This window comes from Streptomyces luteolifulvus, from assembly GCF_008806595.1.
Lineage (GTDB): Bacteria > Actinomycetota > Actinomycetes > Streptomycetales > Streptomycetaceae > Streptomyces > Streptomyces luteolifulvus.
Genome location: NZ_VZRB01000034.1, coordinates 59136 through 78734, shown reverse-complemented (window position 1 = coordinate 78734; position 19599 = coordinate 59136). Strand labels below are relative to the sequence as shown.

Annotated in this window: 16 protein-coding genes; all 16 read right to left on the bottom strand. The window is 70.6% G+C overall.

What is annotated here, in order from left to right:
* Positions 1 to 31: 31 nt before the first annotated feature.
* The 16 genes from F7R91_RS33680 to F7R91_RS33605 all read right to left on the bottom strand — a co-directional run bounded on the left by F7R91_RS33680 (position 32) and on the right by F7R91_RS33605 (position 19599).
* Positions 32 to 3496, bottom strand: coding sequence for a LysM peptidoglycan-binding domain-containing protein (locus tag F7R91_RS33680; RefSeq protein ID WP_150955808.1), 3465 nt, complete (start codon positions 3494 to 3496; stop codon positions 32 to 34).
* A gap of 7 nt (positions 3497 to 3503) precedes the next feature.
* Positions 3504 to 3893: a pilus assembly protein TadG-related protein gene (locus tag F7R91_RS33675; RefSeq protein ID WP_225320931.1), complete on the bottom strand. Its 390-nt coding sequence runs from the start codon at positions 3891 to 3893 to the stop codon at positions 3504 to 3506.
* Between the two features lie 68 nt (positions 3894 to 3961).
* Positions 3962 to 4354 (bottom strand): TadE/TadG family type IV pilus assembly protein, encoded by a 393-nt coding sequence (locus F7R91_RS33670; protein ID WP_225320930.1) that lies wholly within the window; start codon positions 4352 to 4354, stop codon positions 3962 to 3964.
* A 59-nt stretch (positions 4355 to 4413) separates the two neighbouring features.
* Positions 4414 to 4830, bottom strand: coding sequence for a TadE/TadG family type IV pilus assembly protein (locus F7R91_RS33665; protein WP_150955803.1), 417 nt, complete (start codon positions 4828 to 4830; stop codon positions 4414 to 4416).
* A 31-nt stretch (positions 4831 to 4861) separates the two neighbouring features.
* Positions 4862 to 5050 (bottom strand): hypothetical protein, encoded by a 189-nt coding sequence (locus F7R91_RS33660; RefSeq protein ID WP_150955800.1) that lies wholly within the window; start codon positions 5048 to 5050, stop codon positions 4862 to 4864.
* A 17-nt stretch (positions 5051 to 5067) separates the two neighbouring features.
* A complete protein-coding gene (locus F7R91_RS33655; RefSeq protein WP_150955797.1) occupies positions 5068 to 5961 on the bottom strand; it encodes a type II secretion system F family protein in 894 nt (297 codons plus the stop codon).
* The gene (locus F7R91_RS33650; protein ID WP_150955794.1) at positions 5958 to 6950 is read right to left on the bottom strand and encodes a type II secretion system F family protein; all 993 of its coding nucleotides are present in this window, start codon (positions 6948 to 6950) and stop codon (positions 5958 to 5960) included. Before F7R91_RS33650 ends, F7R91_RS33655 begins: the two co-directional genes overlap by 4 nt.
* A 43-nt stretch (positions 6951 to 6993) precedes the next feature.
* A complete protein-coding gene (locus F7R91_RS33645) occupies positions 6994 to 8601 on the bottom strand; it encodes a CpaF family protein (RefSeq protein WP_150955791.1) in 1608 nt (535 codons plus the stop codon).
* Positions 8594 to 9475 carry a hypothetical protein gene (locus F7R91_RS33640; protein WP_150955788.1) on the bottom strand — a complete coding sequence of 294 codons (882 nt, stop codon included), beginning with the start codon at positions 9473 to 9475 and terminating at the stop codon, positions 8594 to 8596. Before F7R91_RS33640 ends, F7R91_RS33645 begins: the two co-directional genes overlap by 8 nt.
* Before the next feature lie 3 nt (positions 9476 to 9478).
* Entirely contained in the window at positions 9479 to 10162 is a 684-nt protein-coding gene (locus tag F7R91_RS33635) for an SAF domain-containing protein (RefSeq protein WP_150955785.1), read from the bottom strand.
* A 47-nt stretch (positions 10163 to 10209) separates the two neighbouring features.
* A complete protein-coding gene (locus tag F7R91_RS33630) occupies positions 10210 to 11103 on the bottom strand; it encodes an ATP/GTP-binding protein (RefSeq protein ID WP_150955782.1) in 894 nt (297 codons plus the stop codon).
* Positions 11097 to 11693 (bottom strand): hypothetical protein, encoded by a 597-nt coding sequence (locus F7R91_RS43195; RefSeq protein WP_225320929.1) that lies wholly within the window; start codon positions 11691 to 11693, stop codon positions 11097 to 11099. Before F7R91_RS43195 ends, F7R91_RS33630 begins: the two co-directional genes overlap by 7 nt.
* Positions 11694 to 12453: 760 nt before the next feature.
* Positions 12454 to 15081 carry an ATP/GTP-binding protein gene (locus tag F7R91_RS33620; protein WP_150955779.1) on the bottom strand — a complete coding sequence of 876 codons (2628 nt, stop codon included), beginning with the start codon at positions 15079 to 15081 and terminating at the stop codon, positions 12454 to 12456.
* Positions 15057 to 15686 (bottom strand): hypothetical protein, encoded by a 630-nt coding sequence (locus F7R91_RS33615; protein ID WP_150955776.1) that lies wholly within the window; start codon positions 15684 to 15686, stop codon positions 15057 to 15059. Before F7R91_RS33615 ends, F7R91_RS33620 begins: the two co-directional genes overlap by 25 nt.
* A complete protein-coding gene (locus tag F7R91_RS33610) occupies positions 15683 to 16795 on the bottom strand; it encodes a C40 family peptidase (protein WP_225320928.1) in 1113 nt (370 codons plus the stop codon). The genes F7R91_RS33615 and F7R91_RS33610 overlap by 4 nt, the downstream gene beginning before the upstream one ends.
* A 35-nt stretch (positions 16796 to 16830) precedes the next feature.
* Entirely contained in the window at positions 16831 to 19599 is a 2769-nt protein-coding gene (locus tag F7R91_RS33605; RefSeq protein ID WP_150955770.1) for a hypothetical protein, read from the bottom strand.

Here is a 19599-nt window from a genome sequence, read left to right as displayed (position 1 = left end):
TCACCCGGAATTGCTCACGCTTGTGCGGAACCTACATGCGCACTGCCGGGCCCGAGCGGTTGAGGAGTTCGTTGATGAGTTGCTCAGTCTCAATCTCAAGTGAACAGTCCAACGTCCGGTTGACCTGTTGTACGCGGGTGATGGCGGTGTGCAGTCCCTGCCGATTCCCCGCCGCATACTCAAGCCTGCACCACGCCCGATAAAGGAGCTCAGCGGTGTCGTCGACGTCGAGACCGGTTGCGACGGCCTGACGGGCCGCGCTGAGGTCGTGGTGCGGGCCCGCGGGGGTGCGGTAGGTGGCCACGGTGTGCGCGACGTCGATGATCCGCGTGATCATCTCCTGCTGGTAGGGCTCGGCCCAGGGCGGCGGCGTGCCTCCGAACGGCTTGCCGCGGACGAGGGTGAGGGCCTTCTCCAGTTCGGGCAGGCCGGACGGGCCCAGCGGTAGAGCGTGTTCGACGAGTTGAAGGAAGCGGCTCCAGTCGCACCGCACGCCGGGGGAGAGCCGGTAGGGGTCCTCGCCGGACTTGCGGCGCGGCACGTATGGGTTGCCGGCCAGATCGCTGCCCAGGGAACGGCGTAGGCCCTGCATCCGAGCGTTGAGGGTACTCAGTCCCCACGGACTGGCGGGATCCATGTCGGAGCACACGGCGTCCGCACTCCGCCCGGGCCGGAAGAACAACAAAGCGGCGAGCTGCGCCATCCGCGGGCCGTGGCCGGTGCTGTCCACGCCCGTCACCTCAACCGGTCCCAGCACCCGGATCTCCGGGGCATGCAGATCCTGCGCCTCACACTCTTCCAACTCCGGCACCGCAGGTTCCTCGACGGCGGCCCCCGGGCCATCCCCCTCCGCTGACTCTGCCGCGTCGGTGAAGTCAGCAGCCGGGGACGCCGGGGCCGAAGACACCGCTGCTTCGGTGGCCGGTCGGGTTTCGTCCTCGAGTCCGGTCGAGGACGTGGTGGGGAGACGGAGCCCAGACGGATCGGTGCTGGCGGTGAGCAGGGCCGGGAAGACCTCGCCGCTCACATCCGGTGCCGCCGCCGGAGACGGGATCGAGGCGGCGGCTGCGGGCATGGTCGGCTCTTCCGGCTGTGCCTGCTCGGTCTCCTGCATGCTGTCGAGCTCATCGGGAACGTCCTGCCAAGGCCCCTCGGCTGGGTGGGGAGGCTGCCCGGACACCTTCAACGCGGTAGTGATCTGCAAGTAGGCGGCGTGCTCCAGGCGCTGCACCGTGATGTCGGCGTCGGCGTAGTCGAGGTGCTGCGCTTCGCCGAGGGAGGCATCGAGGATCTCCGCCTCGGGGAAGTGAGTGGCCGCCGTACTTGCCGGGGCGATCAGCGTGACGGGCACCGTCCCGGCCCGGTCGATCAGGTCGTCGGCGAACCGCCAGGCCGTGTCCTCGTCCAGGGGGGACGCGCACAGCAACAGGTAGGGCTGGTGCTGGGTTTCGGGCATCTGGTGCGCTTCCAGCAGGCGTTCGGTCAGATCGCGCAGCGCGTGCGTGGCGTGGCGCATGTGAGCGATCCGCGTGGTGGGCAGCAGTTGCGGCAGGTCCTCGCCGAACCCCACGGTGACGACCTCGACTTCGGCCGCCCACGGACTCATCCCGAGTTCCAGGGCGAGTGACGTGCACACCTCGGTGATGTGGACGGGGTTGCCTTCCAGCAGCAGCGCGGGCAGCCCGGCGAGGTTGAGCAGCAGCAGGTCGCCCCCCTTGGTGCTGCCGATCGTGACCAGCCCCGGATACGGCGCCTGAACGTCCCGGGCGGCCTCGTCGTCCAGGAGGACGGCGTCAGCGGACAGGACCCACCAGCCGCCCCGCCCAGCAGTGAAGGGCGCCACCGCCTCCTGGTCGAGGTCCTCGGGTAGCACCTCCACCGCGCGGGTCCCGATCCTGGCGGCCCGCAGCCGCGGCAGCACCGTGTCGGCATCCTCCTGCTGGGCCACGTGGTGAGCCAGGGTACGCAGCGCCACGTCCAGACGGGCAGCACCGTCGGGCTCGGCGGCCGCCGCCAACTGGGCCTCCGCGGCGGAAGTCTCCGACGCGATGGCGATCTTCTCGCCCGGCTTGCGTCGTCGGCGCTGCAGCGTCCTGCGCAGGGCGAGCGCACCGGTGATCGCGGCGGCCAGGAGCGCGCCGGCGCCGAGCACGATGCGCAGGTTCAACCGGCTGCTGGCCGGAGCCGTCGCCGGGACCTCAGGCACATCCGTGGCGGGGGAGGAGGCAGCGGAGCTGGACGGCTCGGCCGACGCCGACGGGGAGGAGGCAGAAGCCGAGTCACTGGGCTCGGGCGTCGCGGACGCCGCTGCGGACGGAGAGGACTGCTCCTGCTCGGCCGGGCGACTGGCCGGTGCGCTGGGCGCCGACGACTGCGATGGAGGCGTTGCGGTCTGGCTGGGGGCGGGTGGCTGTGCATCCCCCGTGCCGTCGCCCGGCGTCTGCGTGCCGTCGGGGCTCTGGGTGGCCGGGGGAGTGGTCTCCTGACTGCCCGGCTCCTCACCTCGGTCGCCGTCTCGGGGTCGCTGGTCGGTCCGGGCACCGGGCACGGTGACCTGCTGTCCCGCGTAGACGACGTCGGGGTCGGCGATCCTGGGCAGGCCGTGCGGCTGCGGCTTGCCCAGGCTTGCTTCGAACAGCCGCGGCCATTCGTTACCGTCGCCGAGCTCTTCCTCCGCGATCTTCGACAGGTAGTCGCCCGAGTGGACCGTGACGACGTGCGCGCCCTTCTCGTCGGCAGCCGGGGCGCTGTCACCCAGCTGCGGACGGACGCCTCCAGCGGCAGCGGAGGCATCGGCTTGGGAGACCCTGTCGCCTTCGCCGTCGTTGGCGGTCGGCGTGCTGGGGCGGGCGTCGAGGGGCAACTTGATGACGGCCTTGGTGGGCAGGTATTTGTCGCCGGCGGCCAACTCGGGGATGTCCGGGTTGAGAGCAGCGATGTCGCGCCACCGCTGCCCGTTGCCGAGGTACTCCTCGGCAAGGTCCCACGGGGTTTCGGTGGCGGAGGCGACGGTGTGGGTGGGGAAGTCGGTGTTCGGTGCTGCCGTGCTGGTCGGCGTGGCGCTCGCCGCCGCATTGGGGCCGCTCACGGTCTGGGTGACCGCGACGGCCGGCGTGGCGGTCGCGGCCGAGGCGGCGGTCGGGGCCAGCAGGACGATGCCGCCAACGAGGAAGCTGGCCAGGGACTGCATGCCGCCCAGTACGCGTATGCGGGGGGCGGAGCGGCGGCGGGCCACGGCAACGACTTCGACAACGACGCTGACCGTGAACGCTGCCCAGGCGGCCCAGCCGATGCAGGTGAGCGCGACCAGCCACAGGGTGCCGTCGTCCTGCTCGAGCAGCAGGTTGAGCCCGCCGGACAGTTCCGTGGGCTGGTGACCGAAGGTGAGCAGCGCGAGCGGGACACCACCGACCAGGGCGATCAGGAGGACGAGGCCGGTGAGGGCACGCAGCAGCGCGCCGGCGGCGCGGAGCGGCTTGATGGTGCGGTGGGCCATGGGCGGCTCAGCCTCCAGCTGCTTGGGTTTGCAGGTGGGCGGTTGCGGTGCCGTCCACGTGGATCGTGCCCACACCGAGCAGGGATGCAAAATGCGTGGCGTAGGTGTCGCGGACGGTCACGGACAAGGTCTGCCCACCGTCGGTGATCTGCACGTCCCCTCCGACGCCCGCCGCGGCGAGGTAGTCCAAGGCAGCCGCGCGAGCGGCTTCGGGGTCGATGGTGATGGCCGTGCCTTCGATGGCCTGAGCGGGATCCAGCTGCTGGCCGGCGGTACGGGCGGCTTCCTGCGCAAGGGAGGTGGCCCGGTTGCTGGCGTTGAGGGCACCGCCGCCATCGACGAGCAATCCCATGACCATGAGGATGGCGAGCGCGGACATCGCCAGGAACAGGGACATGGAGCCGCGGTCCTCCCGGGCGGCCGCTTCAGCGCGGGCGCGGGCGACCAGGCCCCGTACGGCGTGGATCATTGCCGCCCCCGGTAGGTGTCGATCGGGCTGGTGAAGGTCGCGGTGAGCGTCTTGGCTCCGGGTAGGCCCGGCAGTCCGATGTCCGACAGCCGCGCCGTGCAGGAGATCGTGGCGGTCACGGTGGCTGCCTGCCCGACGTCGAGGGAGTAGCCGGAGGTGTCGACGACGACGTCGGTGTTCTGGCAGGTGATGCCGTCGCCGCTGAGGCTGTCCTCGGCGGCCGCGCGGGCCCGGGACTGTGCGCTGGTGGCGTCCCGCTCGAGGGAGGCGGCGCGGGCCGCGGCGTGGGCGGCTGCGTCGACGGCCCCGTCGGCGTCGATGACGCGTCCGAAGGCGATCATGAGGCAGAGGAGGGCGATGATGGCCGGGGCGATCACCGCGACTTCCACCGAGGCGCTTCCCCGGTCCCGGCCCGCTCGGCGTCGGCGCCCGGATCTGTGGAGGCGGATCACGGGTTTGTCCAGAGTTCGATGGGGCCGTGGGCGTCCTGGGTGACTGTCAGCTCAAGGCCGGGAACGAGGGTGGCCACCTGCCCAGTGACGGAGATGTGTATCTCCTGGGCGGTGCTGCCGGCGGAGGAGACGGACGCCCCGCGCACACTGCCGCCGAACTTGGCGAGGAACTCCTGGGCCTGGGCGACGCCGTCGCCGGGGCTGGAGCCGAACTGCCGTCCGGTGTCGACGCCTTGCCGTGCCGCGGACTGCGCGACTTTGCGGGCGTGGTAGAAGAGGCCGACCTGGATGATGGTGAAGACGAGCGTCAGTACCACGACAGCCAGGACCGCGACCTCGACGCTGCCGACGCCGCGATCGGCGCGCAACCGGGCGGCGAGGTTCCGCAAGCGGCCACTGCTCTGCGCCTTCACCTGTTTTCCTCTCCGGTAGTGCGTGCGGCGGTCACCCGCCGTTGATGATGCCGATCTTCTCGAGGACCTTGGTTCTGATGGCGGCGACCACGAGTCCGGCCACCACGATCAAGACGGCTGCCATGACGGCGAGTTCGGTGGTCGACTGGCCGGCGTCGCTGGCGTTCTTCAGCTGCTGCCAGCGGGCGCGCAGCAGGGTGGTGAGGTAGGTGAGGGCCACAGTGTTTTTCCTTTGGGTCAGCTGCCGAGAATGGTGATCGTCAGGGGGATCATCACGAAGGTGATCATGAGGATGACACCGAAGGTGACCGGAAGGATCATGGCGGCGGAGGCCTCGTTGGCCTTGGCCTTCTGATCGGACAGCAGGGCGATGCGCAGCTGCCTTGCCTGGGCCTGCAGGGTGGTGTAGACGGCGGCGCCGTCTCCGGCCAGGGCGAGGGTGTCGGCGGGGCGGGTGAGTTCCGGGATGTCGAGCTCCTCGCCGAGTTGCTTCAGGGCGTCCCACGGTGTGACGCCGGCGAGGTCGGCCTGGTGGAACGTTTGCCGCATGCGCTCGAAGATGAAGTTCTCGCCGACCCGGGCAGTGTCGGTCAGGGCTTGGGCGGCACCGGAGTTGGCGACCCGGGCCAGGGCGACGCGCTCGAGGTAGGAGGCGGCGGCGTGCCGGACGATGAGGCGGGCCTCGGCGGCCTGCTTGGCCACTTCGCGGCCGGGCCAGAGCCAGAACAGCACAGCCAGCCCGAGGGACAGCCCCGCCGGGACGACGTACGGAAACGGTGCGCCACCAAGGGCGAGCACCGCCTGCAGCAGCAGGGGGACGACCAGACCGTAGAGCGCGAACAGGACCCTCTTACCGAGGTGTTCGGCCGGGCTGATGCGCAGCAGGTTCAAGTCGCGCCGCGGCAGGGCGATGCGGTCACCGAGATCGGCGAGGAGCCTGTTGCCGACCCGCTCCGGGAGCGATCCAGTAGGGGCGAGCCCGTCGCTCGACAGGCTGGCGGGGACCTTGCTCGCGTCCAGCCTGTCCAAGGCGCTGGTCAGGTCGGGCCGGGCAGGCCAGGCGGCGCGCACGCCCAGGCCGATGAGAACGCCCGCGGCGGCCGCAGGCGCGATGACGTTAAAGGGGATCATCGTGGGTCCTCCTTCCGCGCAGGTGCGGCGGCCGCCGTGGCCCAGGCCTGCGGACGGGTGTCACCTGCGCCGAAGGCGTAGCCGAGGACGAGGTCCCGTGTGCGGTGCTTGTCGATCTCGATCAGGCGCGGGTCGGGGGTGGTGCGGGCGATGCGGCGCAGCATCATCAGCGTCCAGGCGAAGCCGCCGCCGAGAAGGGCGAGCACGACCTGCCCGGCCGGGGTCTGGTACCAGTCAGACCAGGCCTCGTTGAGCATGCAACCGAGAACGACGATGAGGACGACGATGGACACCATGCGGGCGGACTTGCGGACCTTGGCCCGGTCGGCTTCGACGTCGCGGGCGTCGGCGGCCTGCTGATGGATGGTGACGGCCATGGCCTCAAGCGCGTCCGCGAGGCCGGGGCCCTTGTAGACGGCGTGCGACTGGAAGAGCAGCACCACGTGGTCAAAGACGCCATCGGCCATCTCGTCGGCGAACAGGTCGAAGGCGTCGTGGGCCTCCATGCCGGAGCGCAGCCGCTCGGACAGCGCGCGGACGCTCGCGGCGATCGGCGCGGGAGCGTTCTTCGCTGAGGAGCGGATCGTGGCCGGCAGGCCGATACCCGCGGTGTGCACGCCGGCGAGGTGGTTGAGCCACTGCGCGAGGGCTTCGAGGCGTTCGATGCGCGCCTGCCCGGACGTGCCGGGGTTGAGCACGAAGGGCAGGCCGAGGACGGCGGTTCCGGCGAGCAGGCCGTGGATGGGCCAGCCCGTGTATGCCCACACTGCGAGGGTGACGATGGCGGCGGTGGAGACCAGGTAGCGCCAGCGGGCCTGCCACTTCTCCGGCAGTTCGGCCCGTGCGTGCTGGACTCGCACGGCGAACTGGCGGCGCGGTTTGAGCGGATCGGGCACCCGGCCGCGGATCTCGCGCACGAGCACAATGAGGGCGACGACGGCAAGAACGGCGAACAGGGCCGCGATCAGGGCAAGTTCGGAGATGGTCACCTTGCCTCCCCCGCGTCTGCCCGAGGGGTAGGGGCGGGTGGCGTCATGACGAGGGGCCCTTTCGCTGCAGGGGCCCGCCCCACGCGCCCAGGGGATTGTCGGTGAGCCAGGCGCGGTTGAAAGAAGGGGCGCCCTCGAGGTCGGGAAAACGGGACTTGTTCTCCAGCTCGCCGATGAAGGAGGGCATGTTCTTGAACACCGCACGCGGCTCTCGCGGGCCGGCGGGGCCGAAAATCTCGGTGGTGGTGGGGCGGCCGCCCTCGCCAACGACGTCGTGGACCTCGTAGACGTGGCTGATGTAGCGGTGCTTACGGCCGCCGTACTTCACGTCGTCCCAGTCGTAAGCGATGTAGACGACCACGTCGACGGAGGCGGCAATGAGATGGTGGGCCGCCTCGGTGGCCATGCTGGCCTCCGTGCACAGCTGCACCAGGCGACTGATGATGGCGTGCGGGCGGCGCACGTGCATGGTGCACATCGACCCGGAACCGCCAGCGGACATGGCCTGCAGCATCGGCACGATCTCCGTGGAGCGGACCTCGCCGACGACGACGCGGGTGGCGTTGTAGCGCAGGGCGGTGGCGAACATGTCGGCGATGGTGACCTCGCCGGCCTTCTTGTCACCGAGGATCTCACCGTTGCTCTGCCTCGCCTCGAACGCGTAGGTGAGGGGGCCGGGCCTGCCGGAGGCGGCCGGTTCGTCCAGATACAGCTCGCGGTCGGACTCCAGGGTGACGAGGCGTTCATCAGCGGGGATTTCCCGGCCGAGCGCGCGCAGCAGGGAGGTCTTGCCGGCGCCCATATCGCCGACGACGAGCAGGTTCATCCGCGCCTGGACGCAGGCCCGCAGGAAGTACTGCAGCAGCGGGTTGAGGGTGCCCCACCGGCGCAGCTCGTCCAGCCCGGTGTCGCGCAGCCGGTGCTTACGGATGACGACCGACGGGCGGCTGGTGAGCATGGAGGCGGTCACGCGGGAGCCGTCGGGCATGCGGAAGCCCACCATCGGGGTGGACTGGGTCAAACCGCGTTCGCCGTGGCCGGACAGGCGGGCCATCCGGTTGACCCAGGAGATGAGTTCCTCGTGGGAGTCGGCAACCCGTTCGATGGTGCGGCGCGGCCGGTCCAGGTATTCAACGTGGGCGCGCAGGCCATCGACCATGACGTCCTCGACGCCGTCCTCATCCAGCAGGCTCTGCAGGCGGCCGCCCCGGTACATGGAGTTGAACACCGCGATGGCGATGGCCTGTTCCTGCGCCTCGGTGAGCGGCACGTTGGCCTGGGCATACTTGGCGGCCCAGTCCGCGACGGCGGTGGTGACCAGGGAGCGTGCGAGTGCCCGCCGGTCGGCTTCCTCCATGAGCCGCTGCGGGTCGCGTGCGGTGAGCTGCTTGGAGATCTCTGCCTGCAGTGTCTCGATGACTTCCCAGTCCACCGGCAGCTCACCGGGAAGGTCGGCCAGGCGAGGCACCGCAGCGGGGTCGGTCCGCGTCGACGGGACCGCGGCCGCTGGGACTGGCTGTGCAGCGGGGGCGGGCCGCGCCTCGGGCGCGCGGCGCTGGGTGAGGTGTCCAGCGAGGAGACCGACGATGTCTTCGCGGCCCATGGCCGGCTGGTGCCCGTTGACGCCGGGACGCTGGTGGGTGTCAGCCATGCTTCACTCCCCCTTCGCTGTGCTGCTGGGTCAGCCGCTGCAGGATCCCGGCCAGGTGGGGAGCGGCAGGCGCGTATTGCTGCTGGAGCTGGCGGCGGGACGCCGCGGCCTCGATCTGCTCGGCGGCCGTACGGGCATACCGCAGCAGCGGACTACGGCCGTAGCCGCGAGGAGGACTGCCGCCGGCGGTGAGGTAGTGGGCCACGTCCGCGGCATAGGGCAGAGCGGCGATCACCGGCACCTCGAGGGCTGCACCGACCTGGTGGGCACGGAAGTCACCTTCCTCGATCAGCAACAAGCCGAGCGCATCCGCGCCGGAGCCCTGCTCGTGCAGGGCGGTGCGCAGCGAGGGAATGACGTGCCGGGCCAGGGCGAGGGACTGCTCGGTTCCCCGCACGACGAGGAGAACCAGGTCGGCCCGGTACAGGAGCGGGGCCGGAGTGAGGGTCGGGTGAAGGCGTCCGGCCTCCAGGGCGAGGCGGCCGCCGTCGATGTAGACATCGTGGCCGGCTTGGTGGGCCATGACGTGCAGGACGTCGGCGAGCGCGGGCCAGGTGCGGGCCAAGGCGGCGGCCTGGGCCGGGTCGGTCAGGCCGAGCAGCAGTTTCCGGTGGCCGGCCTCGTCGAGGTCATAAAGATGGGAGGCGAAGGCGTGAGCGAGGGCCTCGGTGCCGGTACGTTCGGCACGGGCCAGGTAGTAGATGCCGATGCCGGCGTTGGCCTTGGGCTGGCCCCCGAGCAGGCCAGCGCGGATGGTGCCGCCCGCCGGGTCGCACTCGACGAGCAGGGAAGGTCGCTTGGAGGCGAGGGTGAGGGCGAGCGCCGTGGCGGTGACGCCGGAGGACTTCGCGGAGACGAGTGCGGTGACGGGCATGGGCTAGTTGCTCCGCGGTTCCCGGACGAGGGCGACACGGCCCAGGGCGGCGCGGGTGGCCAGGATGGCGCCTTCGTCCGTTCCGACGGCGAGGTTGACCACGACGGTGCCGGAGGCGTCGGGCCTGGAGACGGAGACGACCGTGGCGTCGATCGTCTCCGGGGCTACGCCGCCGCCCTTGGGCAGTTCGTCTCCCTGGGCGGGGGTCGTCACCGCCTTGACCTTGTCGCCGGGGGCGAGGGTCCCAGCCGGGCCCATGCCGCGCTTGATCTGGACGCCGACCTGCTCTTGCTCGTCCCCCAGACCGGTGCCGGGGGCCAGCTGCGAGGCGAGCAACAGCCCACCCCTGCGCAGGTCGACGGCCGTCCGCTTGCCGATCACCGAGGTCTTGTCGGCGGCTGGCAGCGGCGAGAGCGCAGCGTCGGCGGAGACCTCCGCGACGGTGATGTCGGACGCTGTGAGGGCCTGGCCGGCCGGCACGTCGCGGGCGACGGCGAGGACCTTCGTACGATCGCTGGCGGAGTTGACCGCCCAGGCTGCTGTCAGGGCGCAGATCACCGCGAGCACGATGCACAAGGCGACCACCGACCACCGGCGTTCCCGCTTGACGGGCGCCGTGGTGGTGATCGGCAGCTCGGAGCGGTCTGAGCCGGTCGGGCGCGGCACGGCTGGCGCAGTGGCTTCCATGTCGGACAGGAACCTTTCGGGAGTTCTCTGGTGCGCGGTGAGCGCGATCAGTTGAGGACCTGCACCTCGGCAACGGTGATGTCCACCGCACTGTTGCGGATCTCGGTGAGCTGCCCGGTCTGCCCGCCTCCACCGGTCACCTGCCAGTCGATCGTCCACGTCGACGTAGCGGTGACGTGGTACTTCCCGGTCGAGGTGGTCGACGAGGGCTCGGTGTAGCGGTAACCGCAGTCAGGAGAGGGCTGCTTGCCGTAGGCGGCCTTGTAGGGGGTACCGGCGGTGGTGCAGGTAACGGCCTGGCCGTCGCCCATCCTCCACACGATCTTCTTGACCTTGGCGATGGCGGTGACGGTGAGTCCGCCGGCGGAGGCACTGGCGGTGTTGGGGCCGTAGGTCTCAGGGCCCTTCTCGGTCCACATGTACACCGGCATGCCGACGACGCCCTTGCCGCCGGGCTTGGGGGTGATGCCGATGTCGGGGCCGAGCAGGGTCATCTTGTCCACGGCTTGCTGCGCGAGGACGGCCGGATCGATGGTCTCCTGCTCGGGCGGCTCGGGTAACCAGACCATCCGAGCGATGGTGTTGGTGAAGTCACCTATGCCGCATTCCTGTTCGTACACTGCCCCGTCGCCGGGTTCGTGGCCATGCCAGTCCAGGCTGCCTGCGGGTGGTTGCGGATCTGCGAGTGTGTATCTGCAGACCTTCTTGAAGGCGTCGTCATCACCGTCAGATGAACTGCTTCGGCCTGGTCCGCTTGTGCCGTCGGTGCCTCCTGCTTGGCCACCGCCCTGGCCGGGGACGTCGACCTCGACCTGGCAGGTGAACAGGGAGCAGTCGGTGCTGCCGTCTCCCTGAGGGTCGTCTTCCGCGTATGCGCTGACGGGGGCGGCGAGCGTGGCCACTAAGGTCGCTGCGGTGATGACGATGCTGCGTTTCAGCATGACTTCCCCTGAGGCTCGTCGCGGGTGACGCGCCACCCTTCCGGATACTTCTCGACTGTGCTGACGATCAGGTACTTCAGCAGCCGGTTGTCGGGGAGATCTGCCGGCTTCTTGGTCTTGGCATCGACGGTCTGCCACTTCGAGATGTCGAGGCAGTTCGAGAGGGCGACGTTGGGAATCTTCGCCGTCGCGTCAGCCTTTGTGACGGTCGATTCGGTGATCGTCACGTCGCCGACGATGACGTTGCCGCCGTCATGGGCCCGCTTGGAGTCAGCCTGGGCATTCTTCAGGGCGGCGGAGGCTGCGTACTGGTCCAGGTGGGCGCTCTTGCCGGTCTGGTCGGCATAGAGCTTCTCCATCTCCCGCCAGTAGGCCCCGTACGCTGCGATCGCTTCCTTCTTCGCCGTCTCCTTCGGGTCAGCGGCGGCGGACTCTGTGGGGGACTGTGAGGCTGTCGGGGACTTCTCGGTTGCCTCGTCCTTCCCGTCGGGCGAACTGCACGCGGTCAAGGCGAGCAGGGCGCACAGCGTGAGGGACGCGCCGACAGGGTTACGGAAGTGAACAGCGGAATGGTGTGCGCGGCGTTTCACGGTGCCTCCCCGTAAGGCGCGGTGTGACGTGACCGCTGCCTGAGCCGCCGACAGACGGCAGTCCAGTTCCGCGGCCTGGTCCAGCTGCGGTAATGCGTTTGCGTGACTGCAAGATTACGCATATGCCTGTCAACTTCCCAGCAAGATAGTTGAGTTGACGCGTACAACTCGGGACGTAACTGGTCACTTGCGGAACCTGAAGTCGATTTGTCGGTCAATTCCTTCGCTCATCACAGCCTCCCCCGCAGGTAGGTTGAAACAGCCTGTACACCTGGCCAACGACACACCCGGGGGAGGGATGCAGGAACTGCAACCGGGCGATCCCGAATGGTTTGGTGCCTTCATCGTTGTGGGCCGTCTCGGCGCCGGCGGCATGGGCACGTCTACCTCGCCCAGTCGCCCGGAGGCCGCCGTGTCGCGGTCAAGACGATCCGCGCCGATCAGGCCGGGCGACCCCCCAGTCCGGGAGCGCTTCCGACGCGAGGTCGACGCCGCCCGCCGCGTCAGCGGGTTCTGGACCGCGCCGGTCGTCGACGCTGACCCGGACGCGGCCACACCGGGGGTCGCCATCGCCTATTTGGACGCCCCCGAACTCGGCCAGCATGTCCAGCGGCGAGGACGGCTGCCCGCCGGCGAGCTGCAGCGGTGGTCGCCATGCGGTGCTGCCCCAGCACGGCCAGGCGCTGACTGCGACTGCGACTCGACCGGACTCGGAGTGCGACCGGACGATACGGCCTGTGGTCGTGCGGCTGGGAGGTGATCACTCGTATTCCTCCTTCGCTAGAGACACGGTGGCGGCGCCGGCGGGGTAGCGCTCGGCGAGGAAGGCGGCGACTCGGCCGAGCTGCTCGGCTGCGAGGTCGGTGAGCTGATCCAGTGGGAGCGCTCCGGCGTTGGCGAGGGCGGCCCGCTCCAGCGCGGGAACCTGCCGCGGACGGGCCTGAGCGGCGAAGACCGCGTCGAGATGGGGCCCACGCAGCTGCACCGGACCCACCCGACGCCCGTGCACGTTCATGGACACGTAGTGCTCGAACCGCTCCATGGTGGCCACCCGGTCCGGGCTGGGGTCATCGCCCCACTCCGCGGTGATCGGTGCGATCGCGGACTTCGACCCGGCGGTGGTGGCCAGCGTGGACGCGTTCTGCACCAGCGACAGCCGAACTGGCGAAGGCAGGCGGGCCAACAGCTGGGTCATGCCGTGGACTTGGCACTTGTACTTGCGGAAGTCCTCGAACATCGCGGCGATGGTCTCCGGCGCCGCGCCGGTCAGTGTGATCAGCTCGTCGAAGTATGGGCGGAACGGCACCCGCCCGGTTTCCGGGGTGTCACGCCGCGAGCGCACGGCCCGCAGCAGGTCACGAGCAAGCAGCGCGGTCACCAGCCGGTCGGTGGGCCCGTTGCCGCCCGGGCACACCCACAGGACCATCTTCGAGTCCATCGCCGCGCGGATGTTGTAGACCCCGACCGGCTGGCCGAGGAAGGCACGGGTGACCGGGTTGGCGGCGAGCCGGGCGATCGGGTTGAGGACCACCGTGAATGCGTCCGGCGGCAAGGCCGGGAACACCACCTGCCACCAGGAACGGGTCTCCTCGTCCAGACGGCCGCCCACCGTGGCGAGCGCCGTCTTGCGGAAGGCGGGATCGGTGAGTAGCGCCCGCACGTGGAAGATCGTGGCCTGGTCCTCGGGACGGCCGGCCTGGCAGGCCGCCTCATTGACGGCGACCAGGACGGCCAGTGCGGTGGTCAGGACGGTGATCGCACGCGGTGCGGTCGCGTCGTCCCAGGCCAGCGCGGAGGCGTAGGCGTCGGTGATGGCCTCGACGACCTCGTGCGCCGTCTGACCCTGGTGCATGCCGAGCGGATTCCACGAACTCACCCGCGGGTTGGCGCCCAGGCCGTTGAGGTCGACGAGCGCGATCCGCCGCATCAGGTGGTCGTGCGCGAGGAACGTGGTGGCCCGCGGCCAGGAGTCGCGGTGCGGGTCGACGAACAGCAGCCCGCCCCCGGTATGCGCCCAGCCGATCGCCTGCGCCAAAGCTCGCTCGGTCTTGCCGCCGCCGGCCTTGCCCACCCCGACCTCGAACAGGGTCTCCTCGGCGTAGGTGGCGACCATGCGCTCCCGGCCGTCCGGTCCCCGGTAGATGCCCTGCAGCAGCAGCTCCGGATTACCGAACTCGAACGACGGCAGGTCAGCGGCGAGCACCGGCAGACGGCAGTTGGTGGTGGGCGGCTTGAGCAGGCCGGTCAGCTCTTCCAGCCGGACCCAGTTGGCGCGGGGCGGCTGGCAGTGCCCCAGGTTCCAGCGGCGCTCGAATCCGTGGCGCGTGGGCCAGTGGTCGGCGCCGATCCGCCACGGACCCAGGCGCCAGCCGCGCATGGCCCACCGGGAGCGGCCGCCGAACACGTCCAGGGCGGCCTGGAGTTGGGCGAGCCGGGCTTGGGCGCGGCCCTCGGTGTTCGAGGCGCACATCACGAGCAGCTGGACTCGGACCAGGTGGTCGTCGTCGGCGAGCTTGCCCAGCGCCTCGGCCGGCTCGACCCGGCGGGGCACGGGTGGCATGACCAGCCGACGTCCGCCGCCCGAGGCAGGCTTGTCGCTGAGGAGCTGCTGCAGCTGCCAGCCCATCGAGTCCTCGATGCCGCTGGCGTCCTGGCGCAGCCAGCGCGCGGCCCGCTGGGCCTCCCGGCGTTCGGACCGGCGCGCGTTGCCCATCAGCTGCAGGCGGCGCGCCCGCAGCGCCCACTTGGGGGCGCGCTGGATGTCGAGCCGTATCTCGGCGAGGTCGCCGAGCTCGAAGCGGAGGTCGGCCACGGCGTCGACAAGCGGCTGGAGCGGATCGGGGGCCAGAGGCACCTCGCGCAAGGGTGCGGTGGGCTGGCCGCGCAGGATGAACTCGGCCCGTACGGTGTGCGTCCGCGGCTCGTCGGCGATCGGCCTCGCCCGGCTGACGGCGACGTCCGGCCCGAACGGGGTGATGGACAGCAGCCGCTGGCCCCCGGCCGGGCCTTCGATGCGGTAGCGCAGCGGGCTGGAGCCGTCCGCGCGCAGCCGGATCTGCACCGTCTTTGCCCGGCGGGGCGCCCACCAGGGCATGGCCGTGGAGGCGCGGGCGAGCTGGACGCCCCGGCGGAAGATCTCCTCCAGACTCGGAGCGAAGTGCCGGTTGGGCACCAGCTCCAGGGCCATCCGCTCGGCCGAGGCGCGCGCCGCGAGCCGCCGCGCCACGATCTCGCCCACCCCCCAGCTCGCGGCGATGACCAGGGCGGGCAGGTACCAGTGGTTGTAGAGCCAGTCGGCGGCGTCGACCAGGCCGGACAGCAGACCGAGGACCTGACCGGCCGCTGTGTCGTCGGCCTGATCGGTCACGGATGGGGCTGCGGCGTCCACGTGGTGGATCCCTTCGTCGAAGTGCGGGTGAAGTACCAGTCGGTGATGCGGCGGTCGGTGTAGGTGCCGCCGCGGTCGGCCCCGGCCCACACGAGGTGCACCACCGCCCGATCCGGCTTTTGGTCGCGGCGGGCGATCGCGGCCTGGACGCGGAGCCGGCTGAACGCCGGCGCGATCGCTTGGTCCTGGTTGCCGAAGACCTGCGGCCACTTGCTGCGGCCGATCCCGGTGGCGTCGGCCGTCAGCAAGGAGCGGCCGGCCGCGACCAGCTGGGCGTCATCGCGGGCGGGGAGGTCGGCGGGCCAGGCGGCCTCCAGTGACTGCTGGATGATCCGGTCGCCGGCCACCCCTTCCCCATGGGGCGGGAGTTGTGACGCAAGTGCGCTCTGCGTCGGTGTGGCGGCCGCCGTCGTGACCGTCTCGGACGGGCCGCGTTGCCTGCTGGGGGAGGTGGCAGCCGGACGGGAAGCCTCGGCGGTCACGGCCGGCGCGGACGACTGGGGTGATCCGGTCGGCATTTCGAGCAGGACCAGCCCTGTCACGGCCAGGACCACGGTGGCGATCAGAAGCAGGCGCGGTGAGCGCGAGCGGCGGGATGCGGTCATAGCAGGCGGGCCCCTCCCGCAAAGCCAGACATGGTGTTGACCGCGTCCAGCCGTACGACGGCGTTTGGCCGTGGCGCGTTGACCATCTGGCCGTCACCGAGGTAGATCCCGACGTGGTAGATCGTGGAGTCTCGGCCGGGGACATCGGCGAAGAAGACCAGGTCACCGGGCTTCAACGCGCTTGCGTCGAGGCCGGCGGGAATCCGCTTGCCCACCCCGGCCTGTGCGGCTGCGGTGCGCGGGAGTCGGACGCCGGCCTTGGCGAACGCGTACACCGCCAGCCCCGAGCAGTCGAAACCCTTGATGCTCGCGCCGCTGCTCCCGTTCGGCGAGCAGCAGAAGCCGTACGACTTGCCGCGCGCGTTTCCCCCACCCCACGAGTACGGGACACCCCGCTGGGAGAGCGCGGCCTCGATCGCTGTGCGGACCTTCCCGGAGACGTTCTTCAGGTCCGGGTCCTTGGCGGCCGCCGTGTACTGGTCGATCCAGCCCAGCACGTTCGCCACGTACTCGCTTGAGTGGTTGTACTGCAGGATCGCGGCTTTCAGCTGCGAACGTTTTGTCAGGTCACGGCCGTTGCCGCACAGGTAGATGGCGGCACCGAGGGCGGCGTCGTCGGCATTGTGCGGGTCGGCGATCTCGTCGCCGTTTGCGTCCTTGCCGGTCGACTCCCAGGTGGAAGGTATGAACTGGAACGGTCCGACGGCGCGTTCCCCGTTTGCGGTGCCGTCCCATTTGCCGCCGTCGGTGTCCGGGAAGACGGTGGTGTTGCCGCCGGCGCCGGAGCCGTTGAGGAGCACCCCGTAGATCTTCGGGCGGATGTCGCCGCCCGCGGCGATGCTGTGGCCGATGGCGTGGTTGGACTCGACTTTGGCGATCCCGGCCAGGATCGGCCAGCGCACGCCCCGGCACTTGGGCACATGCCGGTCGACCTGCTGGACGGCCTTCTTGTAGGCGGTGAGCATCCGGAGAGGGATGTCCGCGGCGCTGCCCCCCTCGGCGATCCCGCCGTCGTCCTGTGCACCCGTCTTCAGCGCGACGTACGCGCTGATCGCGTTCGACACCGGCGCGGCACAGCACACGGCGGCGAACAGCAGCAGCGCCGCCACACCTGCCCACCGCCGGACGCGGCGTCCGGGAGGCCTCACTCGTCCTCACCGTCCGTGTCCCGCCGCCGGGCCCGCTCCTGTCGCCGGGTCCGTTCCTGGCGCAGGCGGTCGGCCTCGGGCGCGGTCCGGCGCATCAGCTCCTGCATCCGGGCCGCCGCCTCGTCGCGCGCCCTGCTGCGCGCGCTCCCGACGCCGGGAAGAACCGGCCTGTCCGGTACGCTGCTCGCCGGGGGCCGCGGTGCACCGCCTTGCGGCCGTGCGGAGGGTGCCGGAGCAGGCGGCGTTGCCGCGGTGCCCCCGCCTGCAGAAGCTGGTGAACTGGTCCGCGAGGAGGTCGGGACCGCACCGCCGAAGGAGCCGCCGGACCGGGCAGGCCGTGGTGGGGTCGGCGGGCGGGTGGGCGCGGCGGGTGACGTTGGGGTTGGCAGGCGGCGGCCGCCAAACGGGGCTGCTCCGCCGCTGTCGTCGGTGTGCTCTTGCAGGACAGGGGAGACGTGCCGCCCCGTGTCACCCCAGGCCCGGCCGTCCTCGCGCCAGGTGTTGCCCCACACCCGCACCTGCTGGCGGGCGTCCTGGGAGTAGCTCGAGCGCCCCGACCGGGCCCGGCGGACGTTCGCCGGCAGGCCGACCGTCGCCCCGTAGGCGGCCCGGCCGCCCCGGTTGAGGATGCGGTAACCGCGGAAGCGGACAAGCCGGTTGTGGGCGCGGGTCGACAGCAGGGTGCGGTCGGTGTTCTGGTCGTGCAGCACACGGTCGCGGTGGTTGAGGACCTTGCCGTCGTCGTTGCGGTACCGGTCGGGCGGACCGCCGGGACGGCGCGGCCCCCCACCGCCCGTACCGCCGGGCCCGCCGGACGGGCCGCCCGTGTGCGGGTCGCCGTCGGCGGTCGGCTTGCGCCACTTGGCCAGCTGTTCCTTGTCCGGCCGCCGGCCGATCAGTAGCCAGCCAGCGCCCTTCACACCCAGCCGCGCCCCCACCCCGCCCACGGCGGCCGCTGCGGTGAGCGGGGCGAGCCCGCGCCCCGCTTCGGCGCCTGCGTCGGCGAGCACACGGCCGGTGTCCACCGGCATGCCCGCGCCATCGAACAACGAGGTGAGCGCGCCCATCAGCCGCTGCCGGGTGCCGAGCAGCCCGAACCGGCCGCCACCCCCGCCGGTGAAGGCACGCAGCCCGCCGCCGTAACCGCCCAGCGCGGCAGGCGAGTTCATGGCGAGCGCTGCGCCGAGCTCGGAGGAGTCGCCCGGCATGTGGGTGCCGCCGACCTTGGCGTAGCGCATCCGGAGGGCCATGCGCCGGCTGAAGGAGGTGATCCCGGTCAGCAGTCTGCGGTGTCCGGCTGCTCCGGCGATGGCGAGGACGTCGATGAGGAGGATCCGCTCCACCATCAGGTCGGGCCCGTTGGTGATGGTGGCGTCGATGGCGATCCCAAAGAAGGGGATGAACGCGCAGATCCCGATCACGGCCAGGACCGCGATCCCCCACAGGGACAGCCACTTCCACACGCTCTGGCGGGCGGGCCCGGGCAGCATGCCCGCGACGAAGGTGACGCCGCCGGCGGCCGCCGCGGCCGCGCAGATGCCCTGGGTGCCGAGCAGAACGATCGCGCTGGAAAGCAGCATGCCGCAGATGAACAGCGCGGCGATCAGCAGCAGGAACGCGCCGCCGACCCGCCACCAGGTGGGCTTCTCGGCGTAGGCGGCGCACGACTTGCCGACCGGCCCGGCCTCCTTCATGTCGCCGAGGAACGCGGCGAAGGCCTGGTCTTCGTCGGTGACGATCGCGTTGGAGGCGTCGAGGAGTTCGCCTCCGGGCGTGAACTCAGGGAGATCGTCGCTGCCGCTCGGCGTGCCGTCGACGTTGCCCTCGCAGTAGTCCTTGAGCGGCCCGATGATCAGGCTGCAGGCGTCCTTCGCCTCGTCCGAGGGCGTTGATCTGGGCATGTACCCGCCGGTGATCCACTTCAGGTGGACGGCGTACGCCTTGCGGTCGGAATCCTTGGCCGGGTCCAGGATGCGCCCGTACTGAAGGAGCATGTACGGCTTCACAATCAAGGCGTTCGTGATCGAATCCTGGACGGGCCGGGCCACCTCCGTTGAGGAGACCGGTCCGTCGCCCTGCTGCTCCTCGCACTTGATCTCGGCATTGCCGGCCATGCTGGCGCACGGGTCATAGCTGGCGATCTTGCCGCCCCAGTCGTAGGAGTTGACGCTCTGCTGGGCGACCTCGGCAGCCACCTGCTGGGACTGCCCCAGCGGCCCGTCCGGGCCGAGCAGGGTGTCGGGACGGATGAGCGCCGAGGCGGCGATCGCCCCGATGAGCAGGGTGAGGAAGATTTCGCCCAGACCGCGGCCGACCCGACCACGCACGATCATGAACCCCGCGAACACAAACGCCCAAGCCAGCAAGAGCCCCTTCAACCCCAGCGTGTCGACGACCACCGTGTCGTAGGTGTCGGCCACCCTCTGCGCCGGGCGGGTGAGGAGCTTGAGCAGCGGGAACCGGAAGGCCACCTCGATCGCCCAACCCGCCAAACCGACCAGCAGCCGGATCAGCGTGAACAGCCCGGACAAAGCGAAGGCCAGCGCCTGGCTCTTGAAGGCGACGATGGAGCCGCCCGCGGCATTCAGCTCGTACCCGTCGATCGGCACACCCTCGGACGAGTAGATGTTCAGCGGGGCGAGCAGGTCTCCGGTCTCGCTGCTGCTGGCCGCATACACGACCTGGGTGTTCACCAAGAGGAACACGCCGGTGAGCAGCACGACGAAGCTGGCGGAACGCAGCCTCGCGCGGTCTGGACGGAACAC

Coding starts and splice junctions, on each gene's coding strand:
- F7R91_RS33680 (WP_150955808.1), bottom strand. CDS start 3,496: ATGGCCCACCGCACCATCAAGCCGCTCCGCGCCGCCGGCGCGCTGCTG.
- F7R91_RS33675 (WP_225320931.1), bottom strand. CDS start 3,893: ATGTCCCTGTTCCTGGCGATGTCCGCGCTCGCCATCCTCATGGTCATG.
- F7R91_RS33655 (WP_150955797.1), bottom strand. CDS start 5,961: ATGATCCCCTTTAACGTCATCGCGCCTGCGGCCGCCGCGGGCGTTCTC.
- F7R91_RS33645 (WP_150955791.1), bottom strand. CDS start 8,601: ATGGCTGACACCCACCAGCGTCCCGGCGTCAACGGGCACCAGCCGGCC.
- F7R91_RS33640 (WP_150955788.1), bottom strand. CDS start 9,475: ATGCCCGTCACCGCACTCGTCTCCGCGAAGTCCTCCGGCGTCACCGCC.
- F7R91_RS33635 (WP_150955785.1), bottom strand. CDS start 10,162: ATGGAAGCCACTGCGCCAGCCGTGCCGCGCCCGACCGGCTCAGACCGC.
- F7R91_RS33630 (WP_150955782.1), bottom strand. CDS start 11,103: ATGCTGAAACGCAGCATCGTCATCACCGCAGCGACCTTAGTGGCCACG.
- F7R91_RS33615 (WP_150955776.1), bottom strand. CDS start 15,686: ATGACCGCATCCCGCCGCTCGCGCTCACCGCGCCTGCTTCTGATCGCC.